Source organism: Pseudomonas sp. BSw22131 (assembly GCF_026810445.1).
Taxonomy (GTDB): domain Bacteria; phylum Pseudomonadota; class Gammaproteobacteria; order Pseudomonadales; family Pseudomonadaceae; genus Aquipseudomonas; species Aquipseudomonas huanghezhanensis.
In genome coordinates this window covers 2,970,470-2,995,536 of sequence record NZ_CP113949.1, presented here as the reverse complement: position 1 = coordinate 2,995,536, position 25,067 = coordinate 2,970,470, and the positions used below count along the sequence as shown (strand labels likewise).

Annotated in this window: 19 protein-coding genes and 2 pseudogenes; 14 read left to right on the top strand and 7 right to left on the bottom strand. The window is 59.3% G+C overall.

Annotated elements, in window-relative coordinates:
- The first annotated feature begins 149 nt into the window (after positions 1-149).
- Both OYW20_RS13325 and OYW20_RS13320 read left to right on the top strand, forming a co-directional pair.
- The gene (locus OYW20_RS13325; protein ID WP_268796456.1) at positions 150-1,010 is read left to right on the top strand and encodes an SDR family oxidoreductase; all 861 of its coding nucleotides are present in this window, start codon (positions 150-152) and stop codon (positions 1,008-1,010) included.
- On the top strand, positions 1,007-2,158 hold the full coding sequence (locus tag OYW20_RS13320) for a phytanoyl-CoA dioxygenase family protein (protein WP_268796455.1): 1,152 nt from the start codon (positions 1,007-1,009) through the stop codon (positions 2,156-2,158). The genes OYW20_RS13325 and OYW20_RS13320 overlap by 4 nt, the downstream gene beginning before the upstream one ends.
- A gap of 107 nt (positions 2,159-2,265) precedes the next feature.
- On the opposite strand, the gene OYW20_RS13315 is transcribed toward OYW20_RS13320, so the two are convergent.
- Positions 2,266-3,324, bottom strand: coding sequence for a LacI family DNA-binding transcriptional regulator (locus OYW20_RS13315; protein WP_268796454.1), 1,059 nt, complete (start codon positions 3,322-3,324; stop codon positions 2,266-2,268).
- Positions 3,325-3,600: 276 nt separating this feature from the next.
- On the opposite strand from OYW20_RS13315, the gene OYW20_RS13310 reads away from it, so the two are divergent.
- The 5 genes from OYW20_RS13310 to OYW20_RS13290 all read left to right on the top strand — a co-directional run bounded on the left by OYW20_RS13310 (position 3,601) and on the right by OYW20_RS13290 (position 8,489).
- The gene (locus OYW20_RS13310; protein WP_268796453.1) at positions 3,601-4,698 is read left to right on the top strand and encodes a fatty acid desaturase family protein; all 1,098 of its coding nucleotides are present in this window, start codon (positions 3,601-3,603) and stop codon (positions 4,696-4,698) included.
- A 58-nt stretch (positions 4,699-4,756) separates the two neighbouring features.
- Complete coding sequence (locus tag OYW20_RS13305) at positions 4,757-5,086, top strand: MocE family 2Fe-2S type ferredoxin (RefSeq protein WP_268796452.1); 330 nt, start codon at positions 4,757-4,759, stop codon at positions 5,084-5,086.
- Between the two features lie 14 nt (positions 5,087-5,100).
- A complete protein-coding gene (locus OYW20_RS13300) occupies positions 5,101-6,351 on the top strand; it encodes an NAD(P)/FAD-dependent oxidoreductase (RefSeq protein WP_268801122.1) in 1,251 nt (416 codons plus the stop codon).
- Positions 6,344-7,174, top strand: a complete 831-nt coding sequence (locus OYW20_RS13295; protein WP_268796451.1) for a sugar phosphate isomerase/epimerase family protein — start codon at positions 6,344-6,346, stop codon at positions 7,172-7,174. Before OYW20_RS13300 ends, OYW20_RS13295 begins: the two co-directional genes overlap by 8 nt.
- Positions 7,175-7,640: 466 nt before the next feature.
- Complete coding sequence (locus OYW20_RS13290) at positions 7,641-8,489, top strand: urea carboxylase-associated family protein (protein WP_268796450.1); 849 nt, start codon at positions 7,641-7,643, stop codon at positions 8,487-8,489.
- Positions 8,490-8,632: 143 nt separating this feature from the next.
- On the opposite strand, the gene OYW20_RS13285 is transcribed toward OYW20_RS13290, so the two are convergent.
- A complete protein-coding gene (locus tag OYW20_RS13285; RefSeq protein WP_268796449.1) occupies positions 8,633-9,628 on the bottom strand; it encodes an aldo/keto reductase in 996 nt (331 codons plus the stop codon).
- Between the two features lie 158 nt (positions 9,629-9,786).
- On the opposite strand from OYW20_RS13285, the gene OYW20_RS13280 reads away from it, so the two are divergent.
- The 4 genes and pseudogenes from OYW20_RS13280 to OYW20_RS13265 all read left to right on the top strand — a co-directional run.
- On the top strand, positions 9,787-10,059 hold the full coding sequence (locus OYW20_RS13280) for a tautomerase family protein (protein ID WP_268796448.1): 273 nt from the start codon (positions 9,787-9,789) through the stop codon (positions 10,057-10,059).
- A 203-nt stretch (positions 10,060-10,262) separates the two neighbouring features.
- Positions 10,263-10,421, top strand: coding sequence for a hypothetical protein (locus OYW20_RS13275; protein WP_268796447.1), 159 nt, complete (start codon positions 10,263-10,265; stop codon positions 10,419-10,421).
- Between the two features lie 307 nt (positions 10,422-10,728).
- Entirely contained in the window at positions 10,729-11,859 is a 1,131-nt protein-coding gene (locus OYW20_RS13270; protein WP_268796446.1) for an alpha/beta hydrolase, read from the top strand.
- Positions 11,760-12,701 (top strand): annotated as a pseudogene (locus tag OYW20_RS13265) (glutathione-independent formaldehyde dehydrogenase); the annotation flags it as partial. The gene OYW20_RS13270 and the pseudogene OYW20_RS13265, both read left to right, overlap by 100 nt.
- A gap of 294 nt (positions 12,702-12,995) precedes the next feature.
- Here the strand turns inward: OYW20_RS13265 and OYW20_RS13260 are convergent.
- On the bottom strand, positions 12,996-15,374 hold the full coding sequence (locus OYW20_RS13260) for a PAS domain S-box protein (RefSeq protein ID WP_268801121.1): 2,379 nt from the start codon (positions 15,372-15,374) through the stop codon (positions 12,996-12,998).
- Between the two features lie 491 nt (positions 15,375-15,865).
- Entirely contained in the window at positions 15,866-16,213 is a 348-nt protein-coding gene (locus OYW20_RS13255) for a hypothetical protein (RefSeq protein ID WP_268796445.1), read from the bottom strand.
- A gap of 225 nt (positions 16,214-16,438) precedes the next feature.
- Here OYW20_RS13255 and pmrG point away from each other — a divergent pair, with 225 nt between their 5' ends.
- Positions 16,439-17,131: a lipopolysaccharide core heptose(II)-phosphate phosphatase PmrG gene (gene pmrG, locus OYW20_RS13250; protein ID WP_268796444.1), complete on the top strand. Its 693-nt coding sequence runs from the start codon at positions 16,439-16,441 to the stop codon at positions 17,129-17,131.
- A 183-nt stretch (positions 17,132-17,314) separates the two neighbouring features.
- On the opposite strand, the pseudogene OYW20_RS13245 reads toward pmrG, so the two are convergent.
- A pseudogene (locus OYW20_RS13245) lies at positions 17,315-19,006 on the bottom strand (LTA synthase family protein).
- 373 nt (positions 19,007-19,379) lie between these two features.
- Here OYW20_RS13245 and OYW20_RS13240 point away from each other — a divergent pair.
- Together OYW20_RS13240 and OYW20_RS13235 are read left to right on the top strand one after the other, a co-directional pair.
- Positions 19,380-20,885: an ArnT family glycosyltransferase gene (locus OYW20_RS13240; RefSeq protein ID WP_268796443.1), complete on the top strand. Its 1,506-nt coding sequence runs from the start codon at positions 19,380-19,382 to the stop codon at positions 20,883-20,885.
- Between the two features lie 50 nt (positions 20,886-20,935).
- Positions 20,936-22,543: an ArnT family glycosyltransferase gene (locus OYW20_RS13235; protein WP_268796442.1), complete on the top strand. Its 1,608-nt coding sequence runs from the start codon at positions 20,936-20,938 to the stop codon at positions 22,541-22,543.
- A 690-nt stretch (positions 22,544-23,233) separates the two neighbouring features.
- On the opposite strand, the gene OYW20_RS13230 is transcribed toward OYW20_RS13235, so the two are convergent.
- Both OYW20_RS13230 and arnF read right to left on the bottom strand, forming a co-directional pair.
- Complete coding sequence (locus OYW20_RS13230) at positions 23,234-24,628, bottom strand: UDP-glucose dehydrogenase family protein (protein ID WP_268796441.1); 1,395 nt, start codon at positions 24,626-24,628, stop codon at positions 23,234-23,236.
- On the bottom strand, positions 24,606-25,046 hold the full coding sequence (gene arnF / locus OYW20_RS13225; protein WP_268801120.1) for a 4-amino-4-deoxy-L-arabinose-phosphoundecaprenol flippase subunit ArnF: 441 nt from the start codon (positions 25,044-25,046) through the stop codon (positions 24,606-24,608). The genes OYW20_RS13230 and arnF overlap by 23 nt, the downstream gene beginning before the upstream one ends.
- Positions 25,047-25,067 lie beyond the last annotated feature (21 nt).

Genomic DNA, 25,067 nt, shown 5'->3' with positions numbered 1-25,067 from the left:
GGGCGTGTGAGGTCTTGTTGAGGTCGATTCGGGCCTCTCTGAGGTAAGCGACAGGCTAGTCTCTGTTCTGTTTCTTGTACAGATGGAATTTAAATTCTATTGAGTGCAAGCCAACGCTATTCCAAAAACAAGAACAGCAGGAGACAGGCATGTCAGCGACAACCGATCTTTCGTCATCCTTTACAGGCCGCTATTACATCGTCACAGGCAGCACCCAGGGCCTGGGCGCTGCAGTGGCCATGACCCTCGCGCAGCGTGGCGCCGCCGGTTTGATTATCTGTGGTCGCAGCCGCGGCAAAGGCGAGCAGCAGGCACGGCAACTGAGTGAACTGGGTTGCGAGGTGCACTTCGTCGAAGCCGACATGGAAAGCGTCGAGGATTGCCGCCGGGTGGTGGCTGCCGCCAAACAGCATTTCGGGACGGTTCACGGGCTGGTCAATTGCGCCGGTATGTCTGATCGCGGCAGCATCATCGACACCTCGCCCGAACTGTTCGATCGCATCTTCGCGGTCAACGTCCGCGCGCCGTTTTTCCTCATGCAGGACACCATCAAGCTGATGATCGCCACTAAGGTGGAAGGCTCGATCGTCAGCATCCTCAGCGTCAGCGGCCACGGCGGGCAGTCGTTTCTGTCGGCGTACGCCACCTCCAAAGGCGCGCTGGCGGTGCTGACGAAAAACGTGGCTTTCAGCGCATTGCATAACCGCATCCGTGTCAACGGGCTGAACATCGGCTGGATGGACACACCTCACGAAGACGAGATCCAGCGGCACTACCACGGAGCCGATGACACCTGGCTGGAACGGGCCGAAGCTCAATCCCCTTTTGGGCGCTTGCTCAAGCCGCAGGAAGTCGCTAACAGCGTGGCGTTTTTGCTGTCCGACCAGTCCGGGATGATGACGGGATCAGTGATCGACATGGAGCAGGGCGTGATGGGGTGCGGCGATGGCTCGACACCTCGGCCTGACGCAGCGCTCAGCCTGAGCGGAGTGGACGGAGCAGGGCAGTGAACCTGTTCGCAAGCGCGCGGGATATCGATATCGAGGCGTTTGCGGCGCTGTGCGCCAAGCAGGTCAATGCGGCGGACTATCCTCACAGCGCCCGGATCGAAAACCGCGTGGTGATTTATCACGCGCAAACCCTGCGCCAGGCCAGTACTGACAACCGGCTGGCGCTGCTGGCCGAGCTGCACCATTCGCTGAGTCAGGGGCCGGGGGTGTTGGTGGTGCAGGGCGCTTACCCCGACACCACGGTGGTTGACCGCCACAGCGCGGTGTTTGAAGCGATTCTGGCGGACGAGGCAAAACACGGCGCGGCGGCCGACCATTTCGCCAAGGCCGGGGCCAATGGGCGGATCTGGAACTCGCTGCAAAAAGCTGCCGAGCGCTCGCCGCAATCGTTCATCGAGTACTACGCCAATCCATTGCTCGGGCTGATCGCCGAAAGCTGGCTGGGGCCGTCGTTTCAGGCGACGGCGCAGGTGAACGTGGTGCGGCCGGGCGGTCAGGCGCAACAGCCCCATCGTGATTATCACCTGGGGTTTCAGACTGAAGAGGTGGCGGCGCGGTTTCCGTTGCCGCTGCACGTGCTGTCCCAATACCTGACACTGCAAGGGGCGGTGGCGCACACCGACATGCCGCTGGAGAGCGGGCCTACGCTGTTACTGCCGTTTTCACAGCAATATGCCTTGGGTTATCTGGCATGGCGGGATTCACGTTTTATCGAGTACTTCAGTGAGCATGCGGTGCAGTTGCCGTTGAAAAAGGGCGACCTGCTGTTTTTCAACCCGGCACTGTTTCACGCAGCGGGTAGCAATCGGACGACGGATTTTCACCGCATGGCCAACCTGTTGCAGATGTCCTCGGCGTTTGGCAAACCGATGGAGAGCATCGACCGCGACGCGATGATGCTGTCTGTGTATCCGGCGCTGGTGCAGTCTCTGGAGCGAGGTGAAATGGACGAAGTGAGTGTGCAGTCAGTGGTCGCGATGACTGCAGACGGTTACTCGTTCCCCACCAACCTTGACACCGACCCGCCGCTCAACGGCCTGGCACCGCAGACGGGTCAGCAGTTGATGATCGAGGCCTTGCAGGCACGATGGCCCTTGAAACGCTTCAGCGACGCCGTGACCCGGTTGCGCGAAAAGCGCCGGCCTTGATGGGCGGCGAATCGAATCTAACAAACGCCGCAACACCCTGTAGGCGCTGACGGGCCTGGGCGAGGCCGCGATGGGGCGCGCAGCGGCCCCGGTCCCGCTAACACGCTTCAAAAATTCTCCGGCGTGACGATCTGCATCGGCACAAACACCCGGTGCCGCTGCGGATCGATGGCGTCGGCAGTCGGCAGGGCCTGCATCAACTCGATCAGTGCCTGAGCGAGCAGCACAGGCTGCGAGTCGATGACCAGTGTCACCAATCCCTTGCGCATTGCCTGGCGGGTTTCCTGCGTCGACTCTTGCAGAATCACGCTCATGTGCGGGCGATCAGGTGTCGCGGCCAGCGCGCTGACCACCCCTTCAACGCCGCCACCTGCGAGGTACACGCCGCACAGGTCGGCATGCCGTGCCAGCAGCTCAAGCGTGGCTTCCTCGGTGACGGCGCCATTGTCCATGGTGATGACTGTGGGCAGAACGCGAAACCCCGGGGCTTTTTCTTCGAAAAAACTGCGCAGGCCGGCCTCGCGCTTTTCATGCCCCAGAAAGCGGTGCCCGCCCAGCATCAACGCCACTGAACCGCTAGTGGCTCTTGCCCCGTGGGCGATCAGCCAACCGGCGGTGCGGCCGACTTCGTAGTTATCGACGCCCACATAGGCCCCGGGCTCGCGAGTAGGCAAGTCAGTGAGCAATGACACCACGCGCACGCCCTTCAAGCGCACGGCCTCGATGGCGTCGAGGATCAGCGGGTGCTCGAAACTCACCAATGCCAGGCACTGGCACCGTTCTGCCAGCTGATGAATCTGCGTGGCAATGGACTGCGGCGAGCGGTCGTGGATCAGCTCGACGTGGCAGGTGATATGGGCACTGCGCGTGAGCCTGGCCTGATCGACGATGGCCTGACTCAGGCTGCTGTAAAACGTCTGCGACGTGCCCAACAGCAAAAAGCCGAAGTGCCAGACCGGTTTCTTATCGTTGATGCGTTGCGAGATCAGGCGAGCGGCAAAATAACCGACCGCTTCAGCGGCCTCGTACACCTTTTGCGCGGTGTCCGGATTAACCGGGGCGCGTGCGTTCAGCACCCGGTCAACGGTTGCAACGCTGAGTTTCGCCTGCCTTGCCACCGTGGAAATGGTCGGGCGTTTTGTCGAAAGAGCGGGTGGTTTACTCATGGCGTTTCATAAACAAGGCACCACTTGTGGTTGACCGGTTGAACACATGCCAGACGCGCATTCATACACCGCTGGAGAGGACCGCAAAGCCTTTGATAGAAAACTATCAAGGGCTGTCAGCGCTGGATGATAGCTTGATAGAGAATACTTTCCAGCCGTTGTGAGCCCTGCCTGCGCTCTCTATATTTTTGCTGTCGTCAGTGAACCGGGCCGCGCACTTCAAAGGTCTGCGCCTGACACTGTCAGTTGATGCTGGAGATCAGGAGAACAACAACAATGTCCCAAATCCCGTTCGATCCATCCCGTGGTCGAGATTACAGTTTGACCGGTGATCAGGCGCAAGGCGCAGTGGAGGCCGGCCTTGCCAACGCGACCTGGTATCAGTGCGCAGTGCCGCGCAAACGCATGAAGGAACTGATGCAGCGCAACGACGCACGGGCGCTGCGCGACACGGCCATCTGGCTGATCGGGATGATCGCCTGTGGCATTGGCGGGTATGTGTTCTGGGGAAGCGTGGCGTGCGCGCCGTTCTTCTTCGTCTACGGCTTGCTGTACGGCACCGCCGCCAACTCGCGCTGGCATGAAACGGGGCATGGCACGGCGTTCAAGACCCGCTGGATGAACGATGCCGTCTACCAGCTCGCCTGCTTCATGGTCATGTACGAACCGCAGGTCTGGCGCTGGAGCCACGCGCGGCACCACACCGACACCATCATCGTGGGGCGTGATCCGGAAATCGTCGAGCCGCGCCCGCCGCGCCTGGGGATGATGTTGCTCAAGCTGTTCTCGCTGCCCCATGTGTACGGCATCTTCAAGGCGCTGTTCCTGCACGCGGCCGGCAAGATCAATGCTGAAGAAAGAACCTTCATTCCAGAATCGGAGTGGCCGAAGGTCTACCGCACCGCACGTATCTGGCTGGCAATCAATGGGCTGGTCATTGTCAGCGCGGTGTACTTTCACACATGGCTGCCGCTGATGTTCGTGCTGCTGCCGACGCTGTACGGCGGCTGGCTGAGCTATATCTTCGGTCTTACACAGCACGTGGGCCTGGCGGAGGATGAACTGGACCACCGCAAGAACTGCCGCACGATCTACATGAACCCGGTGTTTCGCTTTTTCTATTCGGACATGAACTACCACCTGGAACATCACATGTTCCCGATGGTGCCGTATTACTCACTGGCGCAACTTCATGAAGAAATAAAAGCCGATTGCCCCCCTCCTTATAAAAGTGTGATCGAGGCGTACCGGGAAATCATTCCGGCGCTGTTGAAACAACGTAAAGACCCGACCTACTTCATCAAGCGCCCGGTCAAAGAGCCTGAAACACCCACAACAGCGTCGGCTGAACCCGCGCAGTCCGTGTTCGGTTAAAGATCTCCAGAAACCGCCGCATTCCGTAACAAGCGTTCCATAACAAGAGAGAACAACCATGAGCGATCAATGGGTTGAAGTTTGCCGCGTGGATGACATCGACGAAGAAGACGTTATCCGCTTCGATCATCAGGACAAAACCTATGCCGTGTACCGCTCTGCCGACAGCGATTACTTCGCCACGGACGGGCTGTGCACTCACGAGAAAATCCACCTGGCGGACGGGCTGGTGATGGATTTCATCATCGAGTGCCCCAAGCACAACGGCCGCTTCGACTACCGCACCGGACAGGCCAAAGGTGCGCCGGTCTGCGTGAACCTGCGCACTTACCCGGTAAAAATCGAGGCGGGCAAGGTGCTGCTCGACACTTCAGGAGCAAGCGCGTGAGCGGTGCAGGGCACATGGATGCCAGCGTGATCCAGCCCATGGTCATCATCGGTGCCGGGCATGCGGGTGGACGTGCGGCGCTGACCCTGCGCGAGGCCGGGTTCGCCGGGCGCATCGTGTTGATCGGCGACGAGGTGCACCTGCCTTATGAGCGTCCACCGCTGTCCAAGGCGCTGCTCAAGGGGGAGTCGTCGTTGCAGGGGTGCAGCCTGTTTGACGAAGCCCGGCTGATCACGTTGAACATCGAGCACAGGTCTGGCGTGCGGGTGCTCAGCGTCGTGCCGCTGGAGCATCAGGTGGTGCTGAGCAATGGCCTGTCGCTGGAGTACTCCAAGTTGCTGCTGGCGACCGGTGGCAGTTCGCGCATCCTCGTGATTGAGGCGGGGCAGTCGAGCAACGTCCATTACTTGCGCACGGTCGATGACGCCCTGCGGTTGCAATCGGTACTGCGGCCCGGCACACGGCTGGTGATTGTAGGTGGCGGTTTCATCGGACTGGAAGTGGCGGCAACCGCCCGTGAACAAGGTTGCGAGGTCGAGGTGATCGAGGCGGGTTCGCGTCTGGCCGCCCGTGCGTTGCATGAACGACTGTCAGCCGAGCTGTTGACGCTGCATCGGCGCAAGGGTGTGAGGGTGCATTTGAGCGCCGTCATCGAGAGCGTGCAGGGCGATCACGCCGTACAGTCGCTGACGCTTGCCAGCGGCGAAACACTGACGTGCGACGTCATGCTGGTGGGCATTGGCATGCAGCCCAACGTGCAGCTTGCGTGCGATGCCGGGCTTGCAACCGGCAGCGGCGTGAAGGTTGACCGTTATCTGCAGACCAGCGCGCCAGACATTTATGCGGCCGGTGATGTGTGCGAGTTTCAGAACGCGCTTGGGCAGTTCCAGCGGCAGGAAACCTGGCGCAATGCCGAAACCCAGGGACGTCTGGCGGCGCTCAACATGTTGGGCCAGCAACTGCCGTTCAGCACGACGCCGGGGTTCTGGTCCGATCATTATGAGTACGGCCTGCAAACGGTGGGCGCGATGTCGCCTGACGCATTGATCGTCGAACGAGCGGTCAAAGGCGGCGGCTTTCTGTTGCTGTACCTCGATCCACAAGGCTGTGTGGCCGGCGCTAGCGGTTGGGGGCAGGGCAACAGCGTCGCCAAGGACATCAAAGTCTGCGAACGCTTGATCGAAAGCGGCATCAGCGTATCGCCCGAGGCGCTGGCCGATCCGGAGGTTGGGCTCAAGCAACTTTTGCGAGGCGAACATGCGTGAGTTCGTGGTGTTTCAATCGTTGTGGGCGATGCTTGATGCCCAGGGCCAGTCGCCGTTGTCGCTTGAGCAGCAGCTGGAGCAGATCGCTGAAGCCGGGTTCGACGGCGTCACCGATCATTTTTGGCAGAAGGATGAGGCGCGAAAGCTCTCTCGCGTCGCTCATTCACTGGGGCTGCAAATAGAGGGGCAGTTATTCCCGAAAACCATCGACGACCTGAAACCTGCGCTGGATATCGCCAGTGAATTCGGCTGCCATCACCTGACGCTGCAAGCGGACATCCGCCCGCGCGCGCTCAAGGAGGCGATCACGCTGATCGAGGGATGGCAGCGGCTGGCCGAGCAGGTGGATTTTCCGGTGTTGCTGGAAACCCATCGTTATCGGCTGACCAGCGATCTGTTGTTCACCCTGGACATCCTGGCTGAAATGCCAGACCTGAAATTGCTGGCGGATTTGTCCCATTACGTGGTCGGGCGCGAGATGCCGCTGCCTCCGGGTGAGGATGATCAGGCCCACATCGAAACCATTCTGCGCAACAGCTGGGGCATGCATGGCCGCGTCGCCAGTTGCGAGCAGGTGCAGGTGCCGATCACCTTCGCGCAGCACCGGCCATGGGTCGATGTGTTCATGAGTTGGTGGCGTTTGGGAATTGCCGACTGGCTGCAGCGCGATCAGGTGTCGGGCAGCCTTTCATTTACCTGTGAACTCGGCCCGCCGCCTTACGCAATCACCGACCGTCATGGCCGCGACATCACCGACCGCTGGCAGGAAGCGTTGTTGATGAAAGACAGTATTCGTGAAGTATGGCGGGAGTTGCACCCGTAACACGGCCGAGGTTGCTCACGGGCGGCATTCGGCGTGCCAACAAAAAGCCAAGGGCTGCAATGAAACCTGTGGGAGGGATCTTGCTCGCGATCTGGCGCGCAGCGGCTGCGAACATTGCGCATGGGGTGGTTCAGGTGCAACGCAGGCGTCTGGTTTCAGGGCCGCTGCGCGCCCCATCGCGGCCTCGCGTTGCTCGTGCGCTCCTACAGTTATTTGCGGCGTTGCGGGTGCGGTATTGCATACATTTGTGGCGTTGCTGGTGTGCCTTTGCAGGGATTTGCGGCGTTGCTGGGGTTTGATCGCGGTTATGGGTCAAACGCCTGCCGGTGTAGGAGTTGACGAGCCTGAGCGAGGCCGCGATGCGGTTAGGCATGTTCACGCGCCGACGACGCGGTTGGCATGCCCTGTGCTGCCTTGACGTACCCAAGCCCCGCCCACTGGACCGAATACCGAGAGGATGTGCTCCATGTACAAAGATTACCCAGCCGCTTACCAGGTCAGCAAAGGCGCTGCGTTGCAGGTCGACAAGGCGTTCTATGAGCGAATCCGCGACCACCGGGATGGCCGAACGCTGGTTGAGCAGTTCGAGGTGCCGATACGCACCGGTCGAGCGTGGAAGGTCAAGGCCGGGCAAGTGTTTCGTGTCACCACACCGATCGGGCCGCAAGTGGGGGATTTCAACGTCTGGAGCGCCGATGATCCGCGCGAGCGTATGTGGGCATCGCGGACCCGTCAGCTTCAGGGCGCGCACGTCACTACCCACGATCGCCTGTGGTCGAACCTGCCTTTTTTGCGGCCGATGGTCACCATCACCGACGACAGTCTGGCCAGCTATGGCATCGACGAACACGGCGGCCGGCTGCACGATCTGCTCGGCACACGCTGCGATCCTTACGTCAACAAAATGCTCACCGGCGAAGACTTTCATCATCACTGCCATTCAAATCTGACCCGCGCCGTGCTGCCCTACGGCCTGACCGAGTTTGACGTGCACGATGTGCTGAACATCTTTCAATGCACCGGCTTGAACCACGACGACATGTATTTCATGAAGGCGTGCCCGGCACAGAAGGGGGATTACCTGGAGTTCTTCGCCGAGATCGATCTGCTCTGTGCGCTGTCGACCTGCCCTGGGGGGGACTTGTCGCTGCCGATGTGGGGCCCCGATGCGAAGGACCCTCTAAGGGTATGCCGGCCATTGGGGGTTGAAATATACGATGTGGACATCGCGTTGCTCGAGGGCTGGGAATCGCCCAAACGCGCCGCCTACAACGGCCTCCATGGGCTGCACATCGCCAAGGCGGATTGGGAATAATCGCGACGCGGGTTCATTCGCGTGGCGTCTGGATTGGTTCAGTCCATGAAGACGCCTCGCCAACAGGTTTGCTCCTACAGAGTCGGTGTACGCCCTGTAGGCGCGAATTCGTTCGCGTGGCAGCGAGGCGTGCACAGCAGCGATCAGTCCTTGAACGGCAGCGGTGCCTGCGCGGCGATGAAGCCCTGGTCGCGCATCGCTTGCCAGAAGCCGTCCGGTACTTGCGCATTGAGCGCCTGGACGTCCTCGACGATCCGGGAAGGGCGGCTGGCTCCCGGGATCACTGCGGCAACCAGTGGATTGGCAAGGGCGAACTGCAACGCAGCAGATTTGATATCGACCTGGTACTGACGAGCGATTTCCTGAATGTGCGCCACTTTATCCAGCATCGCCTGGGACGCTTCCTGGTACTCGAAATGCTTGCCACCCACCAACACGCCCGAACTGTAAGGGCCGCCCACCACAAATTCGGCGCTGGCTTCCCTGGCCTTGGCAAACAGATGTTGCAGCGGCTGATCGTGGTCCAGAAGCGTGTACCGCCCGGCCAGCAGAAAACCGTCCGGCTGTGCTTCGGTCAGATCCAGAGTCAATTCGCACGGCTCCACGCGATTCACGCCCAAACCCCAGGCTTTGATCACGCCTTGTTCCTTGAGGCTGGCGAGTGTGCGGAAGGCGCCTTTGCGCGCCACATTGAAATGCTCGATCCATTCATCGCCATGGGCGTCCTGCGCCACATCGTGAACGAAGACGATGTCCAGCCGGTCAGTGCGCAGGCGTTCAAGGCTGCTCTCGATTGAGCGCAGGGTGGCGTCGGCGGAGTAGTCGGTCAGGATCTTGTTGGTCAGGCCGTGGCTGAATGGTCCGCTGCGTGCGCCACTGTCCTTTTCATCCGAGATGAGCCGGCCGACTTTGGTGCTCAAGGTGTATTCATCGCGTGCATGCCCTGCCAGCGCAGCGCCCAGACGCTGCTCGGATAGACCGGCGCCGTACACGGGCGCGGTGTCGAAGTAACGGATGCCTTGTTCCCAGGCGGCGTGGACCGTTGCGAGGGCTTCTTCTTCGCTGATGTCACGGAACATGTTGCCGAGTGGAGCGGCGCCAAAGCCGAGGTGGCCGATGATTTTGTCTTTCAGGCTCATGGGGCTTTTCCTGTGGAGGCAGAGGAGAGGAATCGGGTGAAGCGGTGTGTAAGTGATCCTGTTCAGGCTGAGGAGTTCGGTGGCGGCGGCAAAAGCACTTGCCGGGTCGTGTCATTGGGCCTAGGTTTAAGAACGTTCTCGTCACCAGGTTTTTTGCCATGCCACTCGCCCGTATCGACCTTGCCGCTGACACGCCGGCGGCCCACGTGACGGCAATCAGTGAGGTGGTTTATGACGCCATGCTGAGCACAGCCAACGTACCCATGCACGATAAATTCCAGATTATCAATCGCCACGCCAACGACGAACTGGTGTACCCAGCAGAGGGTTACTTGGGCATCTCCTACACCCCTGGCATCATTTTCATTCAGATCACCTGGAACGCCGGTCGCAGCGTGGAGGTGAAAAAGGCTTTTTTTACAAAGCGGTAGCCTAAGGCGTGCATGCGCGCACTGGCATCAGCCAGCAGAACGTCCGGATCAGCCTGTTGGATGTCAAACGTGAAGACTGGTCATTCGGCAACGGCGAGATGCAATACGCACCGCAGGAGTGAGGCGCAAGATTTGAGTGGAGTTTGCGAGGAGGAGCTGCTTAAACCCCGTCAAACGTTAAGGACATAACCAAGGAGAGCGTCATGACTGCAAAAACCGTATCGGAAGACGATCAATTAAATACTCCGGAAAATGATGATGAGCCGTCTGATATTGATCCGGGTAATGAAGATCCGGGCTCACAGCTCGGTCGGGATGCCACCGTGCCGCTGATTGACCCGGATCACCCCGCGAAGCATTGATCGCCAGGTCACCACTTCGTCAAACAAAACGAGGGGTAATACCCTCGTTCAAAGCCTTTCGTTCACAGCCTCTAACCTTCGCACGACGTACCTGATGTTGCGCGCAATCGCTACCGCTCATCGGACCCGCGTTAACAAACGTGGAACGCACGTGGGCGATTTTTGAACCTACTTGAAGCCAACGGCAACTTTGAAACCTGCCGCTTGCACCAAGAAAGTTCAAAAAAAGAGGCGTTCTACAGTGATAAACACCGGCCATTATCGAAAAACCACCCTATTGCTGGCATCCGCGGTGGGTGTTGCCGTCATGCTCTCCGGTTGCGCCAGAGACCCGGAGAAGAAATCATTGTCGGAGCTTGCCGTCAGCGGTACCAAAAGCATGTTCCGCACTGACTCGGACATGCAGACCGTCCTGAACAAGTTCGCCAGCTTCGATGCCAAGGCCGTCGAGAAAATTACCCCGGCCGAAGCGCGCATGCAGCCAACCATCGCTGACGCCGTAAAAGGCGTGTTGGCCGATGAGAAACGTGACAGCTCGCCGTCAGCCCTTGTGCCTGGCGTGACGTCGCGAGACACCGTAGTACCCGGCGCGGCAGGCAATCTCCCAGCCACGGTATACACGCCAACCGGCACAGGCCCGTTCCCCGTTGTGCTGTACTTCCATGGCGGCGGCTGGGTATTTGCTGATCGCAACGTCTATGACGGCGGCGCACGCGGCCTGTCCAGACAAGCCAATGCCGTGGTGATCTCTGTGGATTATCGTCAGGCGCCGGAAAATAAATTCCCGGCAGCCCACGACGATGCACTGGCGGCCTATCGCTGGCTGACGCGCAATGCTTCTTCGGTCAACGGCGATCCAAAACGCCTGGCGTTGGCAGGCGAAAGTGCGGGCGGCAACCTTGCTGTGGCCACTGCCGTCGCCGCGCATAAAGCCGGCCTGACCCAGCCCAAGCACGTGCTGGCGGTGTATCCGGTTGCGCAGAGCGACACCAACACCGAGTCGTACATGAAGTACGCCGATGCCGCTCCACTCAACCGTCCGATGATGCTGTGGTTCATCAACAACGTGACCAAGAGCCCGGCTGACGTGAAAGACCCGCGCATCGATCTGGTTCATGCAGACCTCAAAGGCTTGCCGCCAGTCACTGTGATCAACGCGGAAATCGACCCGCTGCGTGATGACGGCGCCCAACTGGAAACGGCTCTGCGCCGTGCCGGTGTCAGCGTCGAACGTCAGGTGTACAGCGGCGTGACCCACGAGTTCTTTGGCACCGCAGCCGTGGTCGCCAAGGCTCAGCAGGCCCAGGAGTACGCAGGCCAGCGCCTCAAAGCGGATCTGAAGTCGGCAAGGGCGTGGACCGCGTCAAAGTGGGTGACATTGTCTGTCTGCCATTCAACATTGGCTGTGGGTTTTGCGAAAACTGTGAGAAGGGCCTGACCGGGTTCTGTCTGACGGCCAACCCGGGCAGTGCGGGTGCAGCGTATGGATTTGCCGACATGGGCCCTTATGAGGGCGGTCAGGCAGAGCTTCTTCGGGTGCCCTATGCGGACTTCAACTGCCTGGTGTTGCCAGAGGACGCGGCTGAAAAAGAAAACGACTACGTCATGCTCTCCGATATCTTCCCAACCGGATGGCATGCGACTGAACTGGCGGGATTGCTCCCCGGCGAGAGCATTGCCATCTATGGGGCAGGGCCGGTTGGCTTGATGGCAGCCCATTCGGCAATGATTCGCGGCGCATCACAGGTGTTTGTCGTCGATAACCACCCGGACCGGCTTGCACTGGCGGCCAAACTCGGTGCCACGCCGATCAACTCGGTGGAGCAGGAAGCGGTTGATCAGATCCTGAACGCTACCAATGGCAAAGGCACCGACCGCGGCTGCGAATGCGTGGGCTACCAGTGCTGCGACCGTCACGGCCATGAGGCCAACCACCTGACGATGAACAACCTGGTGGCCTCGACCAAGGCCACCGGTGGCATCGGTGTCGTTGGCGTGTTTGTACCTCAGGATCCGGGCGCCAAAAACGACCTGGCGAAGGAGGGCAAAATGGCCTTCGACTTCGGTTCGTTCTGGTTCAAAGGTCAGCAGATCCGCACCGGTCAAGCCAACGTCAAAGTCTACAACCGCCGACTGGCAGAGCTGATCCACCATGGCCGCGCCAACCCTGCACAGATCATCTCTCACAGCCTTAAGCTGGAAGAAGGTCCGGATGCCTACAAGCATTTCGACAATCGGGATGAAGGCTGGACCAAGGTGATTCTTAAACCTGCGGCCTGATCACTCAGTCCTTGTGGCATCAGCGTTGCGGCATTAACGCTGCTCCACAAGGTTGAGAAAGCGCCGTGTCCGTTCGTTGTCCGGCTCGACCAGAATCTGTCTGGGCGAGCCGTCGGCAACAATTTTTCCTGACATTGGTCAGGAATTTTTGTCTCAGCGCTTCAACCACTTGCCTCATTGTTTGAGCGCGGCTTCACCCCGAAGCTTTTGCATGTGAGGTATCTGGTCTTACCCGCACTTCGTCGACACGTCGTTTCGTATCAGATCGGCAGTCCTGCGGGACGGTAACTGCTATCAGCCACTCACCCGGTCCATCACCACCTTATGCAGCAGCGCCGACAACGCGTCGGTGGAGTAGGGCTTTTGCAGCAGATCGAAGCGCCGTGTCTGCTCTCCACTCAAATGCGCGTAATCGTCGTTGTAGCCCGTGGTCAGCACCACCGGCAACCAGGGGTAACGGGCCTCGATTTCACCGAAGAGCTCGATGCCGCTCATACCCGGCATCGAAATATCGGAAAACACCACCTGAAAACTCTCGGGGTGGCTTCCCAGTGCATCCAGCGCGCTTTGACCGTCAGACACCCACAACACCTGGAAACCCAGATGTTCGAGGGTCTGCGAGGTGAAAATCCCGATGTCCTCGTTGTCTTCCACCATTAGCACGCACAGCGCAAGGTCAGTGTGGCTGGCTGAGCTAACGGCTTCTTCACGGGCGGCGCCATCCGGCGTAGCACTCGGTAGGTAGAGGGTGAAGGTGCTGCCTTTACCGTACTCGCTGTCCACCAGAATCTCGCCGCCTGACTGCTTTGCGAATCCATACACCTGAGACAATCCGAGCCCGGTGCCCTGGCCGACACCCTTGGTGGTGTAGAACGGCTCGAAGATCACACTCAGTTTGTCAGGATGGATGCCCGAACCGGTGTCGCTCAACGACACCGTGACGTAATGCCCGGCCCGCTGCGGATGGGAGCGAACCGACGGTAAACATTGTGCGCTCGCCACTTTGATGGAGAGCGTGCCTTCTCCCTCCATGGCGTCGCGAGCGTTGACCGCCATGTTCACCAGCGCCGTGTCGAACTGACTGCCGTCGGCGTTAACGAAGCACGGCTCGTCCGGAACGCTGATCGTGACCTTGATGCGCGCCCCGGTCAGGCTGTCCATCATCTCGCCGACGCGCAGCACACTTTGCCCGGCGTTGAACACTTCCGGCCTAAGTGCCTGACGCCGGGCGAAGGTCAACAGTTGTCCGGTCAGGCGGGCCGCGCGGTCCACAGTGCTGGAGATCGCGTCCACATACTTGAGCCGGCGAGCTTCGGCCAGCGACGTGTTTTTCAATAAGTCGGCGCAGGATTTGATGACGGTCAGCAAGTTGTTGAAGTCGTGGGCGACCCCACCTGTCAGCTGTCCGATGGCTTCCAGCTTTTGTGACTGACGAAGCGCATCTTCGGACTGGCGCAACGCTTCCTTGGCTTGCTCTTCAGCCTGAATGTCCCGGCCCACGGCATGAATGAACTGATTGTCCGGCACCGCCGTCCAGGCAATCATCCGGTAGCTGCCGTCAGCATGGCGGTAGCGGTTCTTGAAGCCGCTGAACACTTTGCCCTCACGCAGCTGCGCCGCTGCGGACTCGGTCTCGAGCATGTCGTCGGGGTGAACAAGATCGAGGAACGGCGTGCCGACCAGCTGTTTCTCCGTATAGCCGAGCACCTGATTCCAGGCCGGGTTCACGGCAAAGATGCCGCCGTCAAAGTAAGCCACCAGCATCAGGTCAGCAGACAATCGCCAGATGCGATCACGGTCCTGGGTACGTTCTATGACCCGTTGTTCGAGGGATTCGTTAAGCGCGCGCAAGGACGCTTCGGCTTCCCTGAGGCTGGTGATATCCCGTGAAACGCAGAGGATTTTCTCAGGGTGTCCGTCCTTGCCCAGAATCGGGCTCGCCTGAACGTGCCACCACTTCTTGTTGCCCGCCATTGTCTGCGCCACGCCGGTAAAGCTCGCGAAGCGTCCTTCCCGCGCCGCCTGAACGGCCGCCATGGCGTCGACATTGCCCTGATCCTGCCAAAAGTCAGGCCATGGGCAACCGCGAATGGCATTGAAGTCACTGACTTCCATGATTTTCTTGCCACCCTCACTCATGAAGGTCAGCTTGCCATCAAGGTCGAGCACCTTGATGCAGTCATTGATGCTGGCGAGCACGCGGTCAGTGAACGCCTCGTTTTCATCCAGACGGGTTTCAGTGCGCATCTGATCGGTGGTTTCGTCGATCTGGCAAAACAAGCCGGCGACCGAACCTGTGTCGTCGTAAAGCGGGCTGAACGACAATGACCACCAGGTGTTTTCATTGAGGCCGTTACGGCGGATGGTCAGGCGCTGATTTTTGACCCGGCTGCTTTCACCGGCAAATGCCTTTTCGGCATAGGGCTGCATGTCCCGCCAGGCGCTGCCGAGGACCTCGTGGGCAGGGCGGCCCAATGCTTTACGGGAGAGCCCGGGCAAGACACGGTGGAAGGCGTCGTTGAAAAACAGCAGGCGCTCGGGGCCCCAGACCAGATAGACGCTTTCGGCAGAGTTAAGCATCACGCTCATGGACGCGATGAAATCGGGCGACCAGTGTTCACGTGGCCCCAAGGCTGTGTTCGACCAGTCAGTGGCCCGCACTAAGCGGCCCAGGTTGGCGCCGCCTGCAGGCAGATCAGGAAAATTGCTCATCTCAGACAGTCATCCACATGTTCACCCATCAAAACCGCAGCTCATGAGAGCACTAACAGAGCACCAGTCGTGGCATTGTGCCAGAGCGGCACCGTCAACATTTTTTGAAACCAGTAGCCCCGGCTGGCTAGGCGTCTTCTTCAGGTGAGACCACGCACGCACGCACTTGAGCAGCGTTCATGAAATTTCTTTCGATAAATCACTCATTTTCATAGGTAAATGAAGGAAAAACGGCCGGACAGAGAAAGCTGCGCGCTGAGGCGAACTCGTTGCTCAGTCGATTTGTGGCAAGTGGGCGCTGCCAGAGTGCCTGCGCAAAGCGATGATCCTCTCGTGCGCCGACATCTGCCATCGACGCCGGCCAGCAAGGGCCAGGTCGATGGAAAGCGGCCAATGGCACGCCTTGGTAGAACAGGAACGGTGGTGCGTTCACGAGCAGCACGGGGTTTCAATCAACTGCGCAGGTCTCGTGCCTCGTTGTCCTGTTCCACCTGTTTTTCAGGGAAAAATTCGCCGGTCAGGCCCTGTTCGTCCAGCCGGGCCTTCAAGGCGTGCTGGACGTGTTCTATAGCCGGTTTGTCGGTCAGAGCATCGACGCGTAACCAGAGGCACGGTAAGGCCTGAAAATAGGATTCATCGATCTCGACATCCTGGGTCAATACGCGGTCCACTCGCCACAGGCACACGCTGTGCTCGTGAGAAGGGTCTTGCGGATGAGTTTCCTGAGACGTCAGCCAGACCTCCTGGAATTCGCTGAGATCGGTATCTGAAAGCTTTTCTAACGGGATGAACGTATTCATGGCTTGGCCTTCTGGGTCAGTGTGTCAATTACGTGCCAGCACTTGTCACGCTGGCGACTTGCAGCGCAAAAGGATAGAAACACTGCAGCGCAAACAGTTCAGAATTTATCCTGATGTCGGCCCTGTTTCTTTTATTGGCCCGATTCAACAGAAAATTCACACCTCATTGACCTCTCCGCGACACACCAGTGATTAGCCTTTGGGCCAAGTCACTGGAGAACACTCATGAGCGCCGCTTTCAGACTCAAACTGGACGAAAAATACGACAGCCCGCGCTCGCGCTATGACTTCTCCAAAAGAAAAAAATTGTTGCTCGCGACGTTGATCGTTATCTGCCTGGCATTCACGACGGGCCATATGATCTGGTCGCGTTCGCCAGTTGATCTGGGACGTGGCGATAACATGAGCAAGTCCGGTCTTTATGCGCAGTGGGCAGCAGGCGGCGTGGTGGTGTTGGTGCGTCACGCCGAGCGTTGCGATCGTTCGAGCCACCCGTGCATGGGGCCGCTAGACGGCATTACCACCCAGGGCAGCGAAGTGTCCAGGCGCGTTGGCGATTCTTTCAAAGCGCTGGGGCTCGAGCGTACAGACATCCTCACCAGCCCCTCGACGCGCACCACGCAAACGGCGTTTTCGATGTTCGGCCATGCCGTCCAGGCGCAGGACTGGCTTTACAACTGCGAATCTTTTTTGCTCGATCAGGTGGTTGCGCATAAAGCGAGTAACCGGAATCTGGTGCTGGTCACTCACAGCGGTTGCATGGCTCATCTGGAAAGCCAGCAAGGCTTTAAGCACGCCGAAATGGCTGAGTACGACAGCGCCCTGTTTCTGACACTGGATGCGCGGGGCAAGCCCAAGATTCAGGGTTTTATGAACGCTAACGACTGGAAACAGCTGGCTGTTGGCAGTAAAAACTGATCTAGGTTTCAGCGGCAGCTTCTTGCCAGAATCAGAAGCTTCGCAAGCCCCCGCTAATCCTGTAGGAGTTGAGGAGTCAGGGCGAGGCCGCGATGGCGGTGTGTCAGGGGAAGCGAATCTTGGACTCTCAACCACCCCACAAGCAGCAGCGACGGTTGTGTGCCGTCGCGGCCTGCCACGCTATTACTTGAGGTCTATGGGTTTCCAGTTCAGCACCTGCTGTTTTAAATCGTGGCTTGCGACCTGGTAATAGGCAATGGCGCGAGCGATCAATGGATCGTCAAGCGTGGACCTCGATTCCACACTGTATCAATGCTGGAGCGTAGATAAACAGCGGAATCTGGTAGTTGGAAACAGGCAAATCTTCCATGCCGGCACTGCCTGCCGTGTGATCCGCGACGAAGATAAACAGTGTGTTCTCGAACCACGGTTTCTTGCGCGCATCTTCAAGAAACTTGCCGATGGCGTAGTCAGTGTATTTCACCGCCCCGTCACGACCCTTGCCCGAAGGGATATCAATGCGCCCGTCCGGAAAGGTATACGGACGATGGTTAGAGGTGGTCATCAATTGCAGCAGAAACGGCTTTTTGCTGGCGAAGTCCGCATCGGCCAGGGCGAGTGCCTGCCGGTACAAGTCTTCATCGGCCATCCCCCAGGCGTTTTTGAAGTGGATGTCTTCTTCCTTGACGCTGCTCTGGTCGACAACGCGGTAACCGTTGCCGCTGAAGAATGCATTCATGTTGTCGAAGTAGCCCCGGCCGCCATAGACAAAAACGCTGTCGTAGCCCACTGCTGACAATTGCTGCCCCAGGCTGGCGAAGCCACTTTCACGACCCACGCGCTTGACGATGGAGCGTCCCGGAGTGGGCGGTATCGACAGCGTAATGGCCTCGAGCCGGCGGTCGGTGCGCGTTCCGGTGGCGTAGAAGTTCTTGAAGTACAGGCTTTGCGTACGCAATTTATCGAGATTGGGCGTCAGGCCCCGGGTGTCGCCATTGCTGCCCAAATACTTGGCGCTCAGGCTTTCAATGGTCACCAGCACGATGTTCAGTGTGCGTGCGTTACCGGGGTTATCGATCATGCGCCGGATGTCCAGCGGGTCCTTGCCGATAAACGTACTGTTGGGTTCGGCCAGTTCGTTACGGAGGCGCGACGCAACGTCAGCATCGGGCAGGGTGCCGTAAAACTGTGTGTAGTCGAGTTCATTGTTTCTGAACGCTGCAAAAAACTGATACGGACCATTGCTCGCCAGTTCGCGCTGATAGGCATTGCCGCCCTGACCGCGCGGATTGTCCTGATCGATCCACAGCAGACTCGCGCCGGCCAGCACCCCAAGCAGCCCGATCATCAGGAACCGGTTGCGCCACGGCGCAAGTGGCGCTTTCACCGAGGCAGTTACCAGACGATGCAAACCAACACTCAACGCATTGGCGACCACCGCCAGCCCGCTGAGCAGTTTGCCGATCGGATAGGACTCCAGGATGTTGTTGAGTACCTCATCGGAATACACCAGATAGTCGACTGCGATGAAGTTGAATCGCACGCCGAACTCATCCCAGAACAAGCCTTCCGCAACGGCCACGAAGAGCATCACGAATATGCTCAGGGTCATGAGTCCCTGGAGGAACCAGCCATGGCCGCGCGTGCGCCACAACGCAGGGGGCACAGCAACACATAAAGCCCAAGCGGCAAGGCGGCGTCAGTCAGAAAGGCCAGGTCATGAAGCAAGCCTATTGCGAAGGTGCTCGCGAGCTGATGCCCGGCTTCTGTGAGGTGAGTTGCGAATAAGAATAAACGCGTGAGAAAGAAAACAACGAGCCATGTTCCGGTCGTGAGCAGCAAGAACCGAACAGGGGCTGAGAGGTGAGTATGCACATTTCAAATTCCTTTGGAGCAGCAGAGAGTTGATCTTTTTATCGGGCGCAACGCCTTGGGGCTAACACTTCCGTTTTGCCGGAGGCACCAGAGGGGCTGTCGCATACTTGTTCAACGACCGTGCTGCATTAATATCCTTTTGGGTGAATCAAGAGCGTCGATGTGTCCGATTGAGCGTATGAAAAGTGTCCATCAAGGATTGTGAAAATCAGGTATGCGCAGTGTGAAAAGCATCTTGTCTTTTATCCATGATTTATATTAATAGCGCTTAAATAAACGGGTGCAAGTAGCGATGCGCTTAACAAGAATTCAACAATGGCCTGCTTATACTGCCTCTCACATGCACTCATATACATTGGCCGGTATTCAATTGATGACTTCTCGCGCGCTTTCTGTATTGCTGTTAGCCGTTGTTCTGTTCTTTTTTGCCTTGGGCAATCATCAATTGCAGAACTCCACCGAGCCTCGCGTCGCCGGTATTGCGATGGAGATGCACCTCAGCGGCAATTGGGTCACGCCCACCCTCAACGGCCAGCCGTTTCTGGAAAAGCCGCCTTTGAGTGTCTGGCTCGATGCTGCAGCCATTCGCGCTTTTGGGGCGACCCCCTGGGCGGTGCGCCTGGCCTCGGCATTCGCCGGTCTGTTCACGGTGTTGTTGCTCTACGCCGTGCTTCTTCGATTGGGGCGTCCGTCAGGCATCGCGTGGTTGGCAGCCATGATGCTGGCGACCACCGCGACGTTCTGGAGTAACAGCCGGCAAGTGGGCGAGGACGCCCTGTTGGCGTTTGGGGTAACGACCGCGTTGCTGGCGTTTTTTCTAGCCAGCTCAGCCACTCGCACCACGGCGCGTCCCTTAGGCGTGTGGTGCCTGTTTGCGCTCGGCATCATGATTTCCACCCTGAGCAAAGGCGTGCTGGGCCTGGCGTTGCCGGGGGTGGTTATTTTCGTCTGGCTGGTTTGCCAGACCGTCTTGCACAAACGCTTGGTTCTGACTGACTGGCTCCGGCCTGCGCTGTTCACACTGCTTGCGCTGCTGCCGTTGTTGTTCTGGTTGTGGTGCCTGTACGGGCAGGGCGGGGCGCAGTCGCTCAAAGACGTGCTGTGGACCAACAGCGTCGGACGCTTCAGTGGCTCGTTCGAAGATGCCGGTCACTACGAACCCTTCTATTACTACCTGAGCAAACTGCCGGAAGCCTTCCTGCCGTGGAACCTGCTGGTGTACCTGGGGTTGTGGCATTTTCGTAAACAGCTGGTCGCCAAGCCGTACCTGCTGTTCTTCACGGTCTGGTTACTGGCCCAGTTCGTGTTGCTGACGCTGGCGTCCAGCAAACGCATGGTCTACCTGATGTCGCTGACACCGGCCGCCGCCGTGATTGCTGCGCACTACGCAGCGGAGCTTGGCGAACGATTGCGCACACGGGTTCACGTTTCTGCGCGCATGGCAGGCTTCGTTCAGCATCGGCAGGCGATCATGCTCGGCGTCATGATGGCCGTCGTCGCGGGGTATCTGGCCGCCGCGTTCTGGCTGGCGCCACGCGCTGACCGACAACTGTCATTTTTGCCGCTCACTGACAAAGTCCACGCGCTCCAACTCGGCGGGCGACGTGTTGCGTTGTTTCAACCCAGCGAGCGTCTGGCAGGCGCCAGCGTTTTCTACAGTCAGAGTTTGCTCGACACCTTGATGACCGACGCCCAACTGATCACATTTCTCGGCGCCGCCCCGGGCAACCTGGCCATCGTCGAAAGCCAGTCAGAACCTGCGCCACCGCTCAGGGTGACCGATCGGGTCAAGGTGGGAGATCGCGACTACTATTTCGTCAGTCATAGCGCAGCAGATGTAAGCGCTGTTGGCACAAACACAGCAGGGGAAGGATTTTGACAGCGTTTGTCAGTCAGCCGTCAGTGGGTCTTACGAGGCGGGATGCGCGGGTGCAGGCCACGCTTGCCGGGCTGTTGGCTTTGTTGCTGTTCATCGCCGGCAGTTGGCATCAGGACATCATCGGCTTCGATTCACGTTTCGTGGTGTTCGCCCAGGAGATGCTGCGCCACGGCCCCGGGTTTTTCCCCACCACTTACGGCGAACCTTACGCCGACTACTCAGCGTTCACGACGCTGTTGATCTACCTGTGCTCGCTACCCTTGGGCCAGGTGACCAGCTTCAGTGCCTGGTTGCCAACGGCAATCGCCTCTGCCGTTCTGGTCGGCCTGATGTACCGGCTGGTGGCGCCTTACTCGCGGCAGTGGGCATTACTCAGCATTGGCATGTTGCTGCTGACCAATACGTTCATCACTGAGACGCGCGCGGTGTCGCTGGACCAGATGCTGGCAACAGTGACGTTTGCCGTGTTTTACCTGGGCTATGCCCACGATCAATTCCAGGCACCCCGACGCATGGGCTGGGTCTTTGCATTGCTGGTGCTGGGGTTTGCAATTCGGGGTCCCATCGGGCTGGTGGTACCCACCGGCGTGCTGTGCAGCTATTACCTGATCAGCGGCTGCCTGATGCAGGGCCAATGGCAGCGGCCCTTGAGGTTTGGGTTGCTCGCGCTGCTGACGTTGTTGCTGTGCATCGCGAGCTTGCTGGCGCTGGCCTGGATCAGCGGCGGCGACAGTTTCATGGCCGAGGTCGTGAGGATGCAGTTCACCTCGCGCATGGACGGCAGCGAAGGCAGCAGCCCGGCGTTGTGGTATTTCAACAGTTCAATGGGCAATTACGCATTGGCGTATCCGCTGGCCATCGTCGTGCTGCTCGTTGTGGGGGCCACGGCAGTGGGGCGACAACCGCGCACGCCAGCGCTGACGCTGGTGGGGCTGTGCCTGGCGGCGGCGCTGACGGTCATGCTCGGGCTGTCTGTTCCGCAGGCTAAAAAAGCCCGATACCTGCTGCCGATGTTGCCCATGGTCGCAATCATCGCGGCCTATCCATTTAAGGTGACCGGTCAGCGTTGGGCGCGTGTGCTGCGGACCTTCATGCTTGGCGTGTTCTGCGTGATTCCCGGGGTGTTGCTGGCCGCGCTGCTGATGGCCAGGCCACGCTTCCCGGAAGAGTTGGGCACCATCGGCCCGGTCTTGGTCGTGCTAGGGTTGTTGCAGATGGGCGCCATTGCGTTGCTGGTCAGGCCTCGCCTGCGCACGCTTGGCCTGACGCTGTGCGCCGTGCTGGCGGTCTGGGGATGCTACATCGGGCTGTTCGAGAAGGTGGAACGCAACCTGTATGACACCGAACACTTCAGCCAGGCCGTGTTCGGCATTCTGCGAGCCGACCCGTTGCCGTTGGTACTGCATGGCATGGGCAAGGACGCCAAGGCGATCAAGTTCATGGTCAACGTCGATACTGACCTGCGACCGCAGTTCACCCAGACTGCGCCGCAGTTGCAGGCCATTCACGCGCCTGCTTACGTAGCCATGAGCAATACCGATTATCTGGCCCTGCAAGGGACCGCGCAGGGGGCTTTGCCCGTGATTTACAGCGGTCGTTTCGACAAAGAGGATTACGTCCTGCTGCGTCTGCCGGGTGTCGCGGCTGGGGGACCTTGAGAGGGAAGAGAACTGAACGTTGAAGCGAGGCTTGCCCGCGAAGCCGTCGATTCAGATGATAGATCTGTCGCTGGCCCAGCTTCTTCGCGGGCCAGCGGCCCCCCCACGGGACATTCACGCGGCGGTAATCTGTGGCGGGATCCTTCGCGGGCAAGCCGCGCCAACAAGTCCGCAAACGCCACACACCCCTTGTAGGAGCGCACGAGCAACGCGAGGCCGCGATGGGGCGCGCAGCGGCCCTGAAACCAGACGCCCCGCTGAACCTGACACACCGCATGTGCCCGATTTACTGCCGGTGCCCGGCAGATCGCGAACAAGTTCGCTGCTACAGCCCTTCGGGCAGAATCAAAAGCTTAGCCGGCGAGCCTCGCGCCAAAAATTGGCAAGCGCCGCACATACTCTGTAGGAGCGCACGAGCAACGCGAGGCCGCGATGGGGCGCGAAGCGGCCCTGAAACCTGTGCCCACGTTGCACCTGACACACCGCATGTGCCCGATTTACTGCCGGTGCCCGGCAGATCGCGAACAAGTTCGCTCCTACAGCCCTCCGGGCGTAATCAAAAGCTTCGCGGGCGAGCCTCCAACGGACCGTGCCCACCGCGCCTACTACGAGGTGCAACACTGTAGGCGCGAATTGATTCGCGTGACGGCGTATGGGTTGGCCCATAAAGCCGCCTCGCAACACGTCACCTCAGACCGTCTGGCCGCTGGCGAGCAGTTCGTAGGGCGCCCACTGTTTTTGCGGTATGGGCAAATCACAGGATTCGCCACGGCCGATGGGATAGTAGTGAAACCCGCTCTGTGCCAGGCGCTCGGTGTCGTAGAGGTTGCGGCCGTCGAAGATCACCGGCGCCGCCAGCCGTTGCTGGATCAACTCGAAATCAGGGGCCTTGAACTGCTGCCATTCAGTGCAGATGATCAAGGCATCGGCGTCATTGAGCGTCGATTCCGGCGTGCCCATCAAAACCAGGTCCTTGCGGTTGCCATAAATGCGTTGGGTTTCCTGCATCGCTTCGGGGTCAAACGCTCGCACCGTTGCACCGGCCTGCCATAGCGCCTCCATCAGCACGCGGCTCGGCGCGTCGCGCATGTCATCGGTGTTGGGTTTGAACGCCAACCCCCACAACGCGAACGTCTTGCCCCGCAGATCGCCTTTGTAAAACGCATTGACCCGATCAAACAGCTTGTTCTTCTGCCGCTCGTTGATGGCCTCGACCACCGACAGCAGGTCGTTGGAACAGTGCGCCTCGCGCGCGCTGTGAATCAGCGCCCGGATGTCTTTGCCAAAGCACGAGCCGCCATAACCGCAGCCGGGGTAGATGAAGTCATAACCGATGCGCGAATCCGCGCCGATCCCCAGCCGCACCGATTCCACATCCGCCCCTAGGTGTTCCGCCAGCTCGGCAATCTGGTTGATGAAGCTGATCTTGGTCGCCAGCATGCAATTGGCGGCGTATTTGGTCAGTTCTGCACTGCGCAGGTCCATGAACATGATGCGGTCATGGTTACGGTTGAACGGCGCGTACAGCTCGCGCATGACCCGCTGCACGGATTCGCTTTCACAGCCGATGACTATACGGTCCGGACGCCGGCAGTCATTGACCGCCGAACCTTCCTTCAAAAACTCGGGATTGGACACGATATCGAACTGCAACAGCCGACCGGCCTGCCGCAAAGCCTTTTCGATGTGCAGGCGCAAGGCATCGCCGCTGCCCACTGGCACGGTGGATTTTTCGACGATGATCAACGGCTCCGATCGGTGCCTGGCGATGGCCTCGCCGACGGCAAAAAAACCTGTCAGATCAGCCGAGCCATCAGGTCGGGACGGCGTGCCGACGGCAATGAACAACACGTCGGCATGCTCCACGGCGAGCTGTTCGTCGCAGGTGAATTGCAGGCGTTTTTGCTCCAGGTTCTCACGCACGAGATTGGCCAGCCCCGGTTCGAAAATATGCACCTGGCCTTGGCGTAACTGATCGATCTTGGCCTGGTCGATGTCCATGCAGATGACGTCATGGCCGACTTCGGCAAGCACGGTGGCCTGCACCAGACCGACATAACCACTACCGAAAACGCTGATTTTCATGGGAGTTATCCTGAAGATTAGCCTGAAGATGAGGCTGAAGATGGGGTTGAAGCGGGACGCTTGGGATTCGCCGACGGTTGATGGTCAAAACGCCCATCACGATCAGCGTGACACCCACAGTTTTCGGTACCGTAAATGTCTCGTGGAAAAACGGCAGGAGGGCAGCCAGCGCGTAAACCAGCACGTAGCTGACACTCAGCATCGAATAGGCGCGACTCAGCGGCAGGTCTCGCAGCGCAATGAGCCAGCACAACATGGAAAGCGCATAAGCAAGGATCGATGCGCAGACGAGCGCGACCGCAGCAATGTCGATCTGCCCGGCCCACAACGCTTGCATCCATTGGCTGGGCGAGGGCAGGCGAACCATGCCCCAGCGCATGCCCAGTTGCGCCGCGCTGACCAGGCCCACGCTGCCCATGGCGAACAGGCTCCCGGTGCG

What these genes read in the sequence shown, in the direction of transcription:
- OYW20_RS13255 (WP_268796445.1), bottom strand. Translation starts at nt 16,213, where the DNA reads ATGAATACGTTCATCCCGTTAGAAAAGCTTTCAGATACCGATCTCAGC.
- OYW20_RS13310 (WP_268796453.1), top strand. Translation starts at nt 3,601, where the DNA reads ATGTCCCAAATCCCGTTCGATCCATCCCGTGGTCGAGATTACAGTTTG.
- OYW20_RS13305 (WP_268796452.1), top strand. Translation starts at nt 4,757, where the DNA reads ATGAGCGATCAATGGGTTGAAGTTTGCCGCGTGGATGACATCGACGAA.
- OYW20_RS13300 (WP_268801122.1), top strand. Translation starts at nt 5,101, where the DNA reads ATGGATGCCAGCGTGATCCAGCCCATGGTCATCATCGGTGCCGGGCAT.
- OYW20_RS13315 (WP_268796454.1), bottom strand. Translation starts at nt 3,324, where the DNA reads ATGAGTAAACCACCCGCTCTTTCGACAAAACGCCCGACCATTTCCACG.
- OYW20_RS13295 (WP_268796451.1), top strand. Translation starts at nt 6,344, where the DNA reads ATGCGTGAGTTCGTGGTGTTTCAATCGTTGTGGGCGATGCTTGATGCC.
- arnF (WP_268801120.1), bottom strand. Translation starts at nt 25,046, where the DNA reads ATGGGCAGCGTGGGCCTGGTCAGCGCGGCGCAACTGGGCATGCGCTGG.
- OYW20_RS13280 (WP_268796448.1), top strand. Translation starts at nt 9,787, where the DNA reads ATGCCACTCGCCCGTATCGACCTTGCCGCTGACACGCCGGCGGCCCAC.
- OYW20_RS13285 (WP_268796449.1), bottom strand. Translation starts at nt 9,628, where the DNA reads ATGAGCCTGAAAGACAAAATCATCGGCCACCTCGGCTTTGGCGCCGCT.
- pmrG (WP_268796444.1), top strand. Translation starts at nt 16,439, where the DNA reads ATGAGCGCCGCTTTCAGACTCAAACTGGACGAAAAATACGACAGCCCG.
- OYW20_RS13230 (WP_268796441.1), bottom strand. Translation starts at nt 24,628, where the DNA reads ATGAAAATCAGCGTTTTCGGTAGTGGTTATGTCGGTCTGGTGCAGGCC.
- OYW20_RS13240 (WP_268796443.1), top strand. Translation starts at nt 19,380, where the DNA reads ATGACTTCTCGCGCGCTTTCTGTATTGCTGTTAGCCGTTGTTCTGTTC.
- OYW20_RS13290 (WP_268796450.1), top strand. Translation starts at nt 7,641, where the DNA reads ATGTACAAAGATTACCCAGCCGCTTACCAGGTCAGCAAAGGCGCTGCG.
- OYW20_RS13325 (WP_268796456.1), top strand. Translation starts at nt 150, where the DNA reads ATGTCAGCGACAACCGATCTTTCGTCATCCTTTACAGGCCGCTATTAC.
- OYW20_RS13275 (WP_268796447.1), top strand. Translation starts at nt 10,263, where the DNA reads ATGACTGCAAAAACCGTATCGGAAGACGATCAATTAAATACTCCGGAA.
- OYW20_RS13270 (WP_268796446.1), top strand. Translation starts at nt 10,729, where the DNA reads ATGCTCTCCGGTTGCGCCAGAGACCCGGAGAAGAAATCATTGTCGGAG.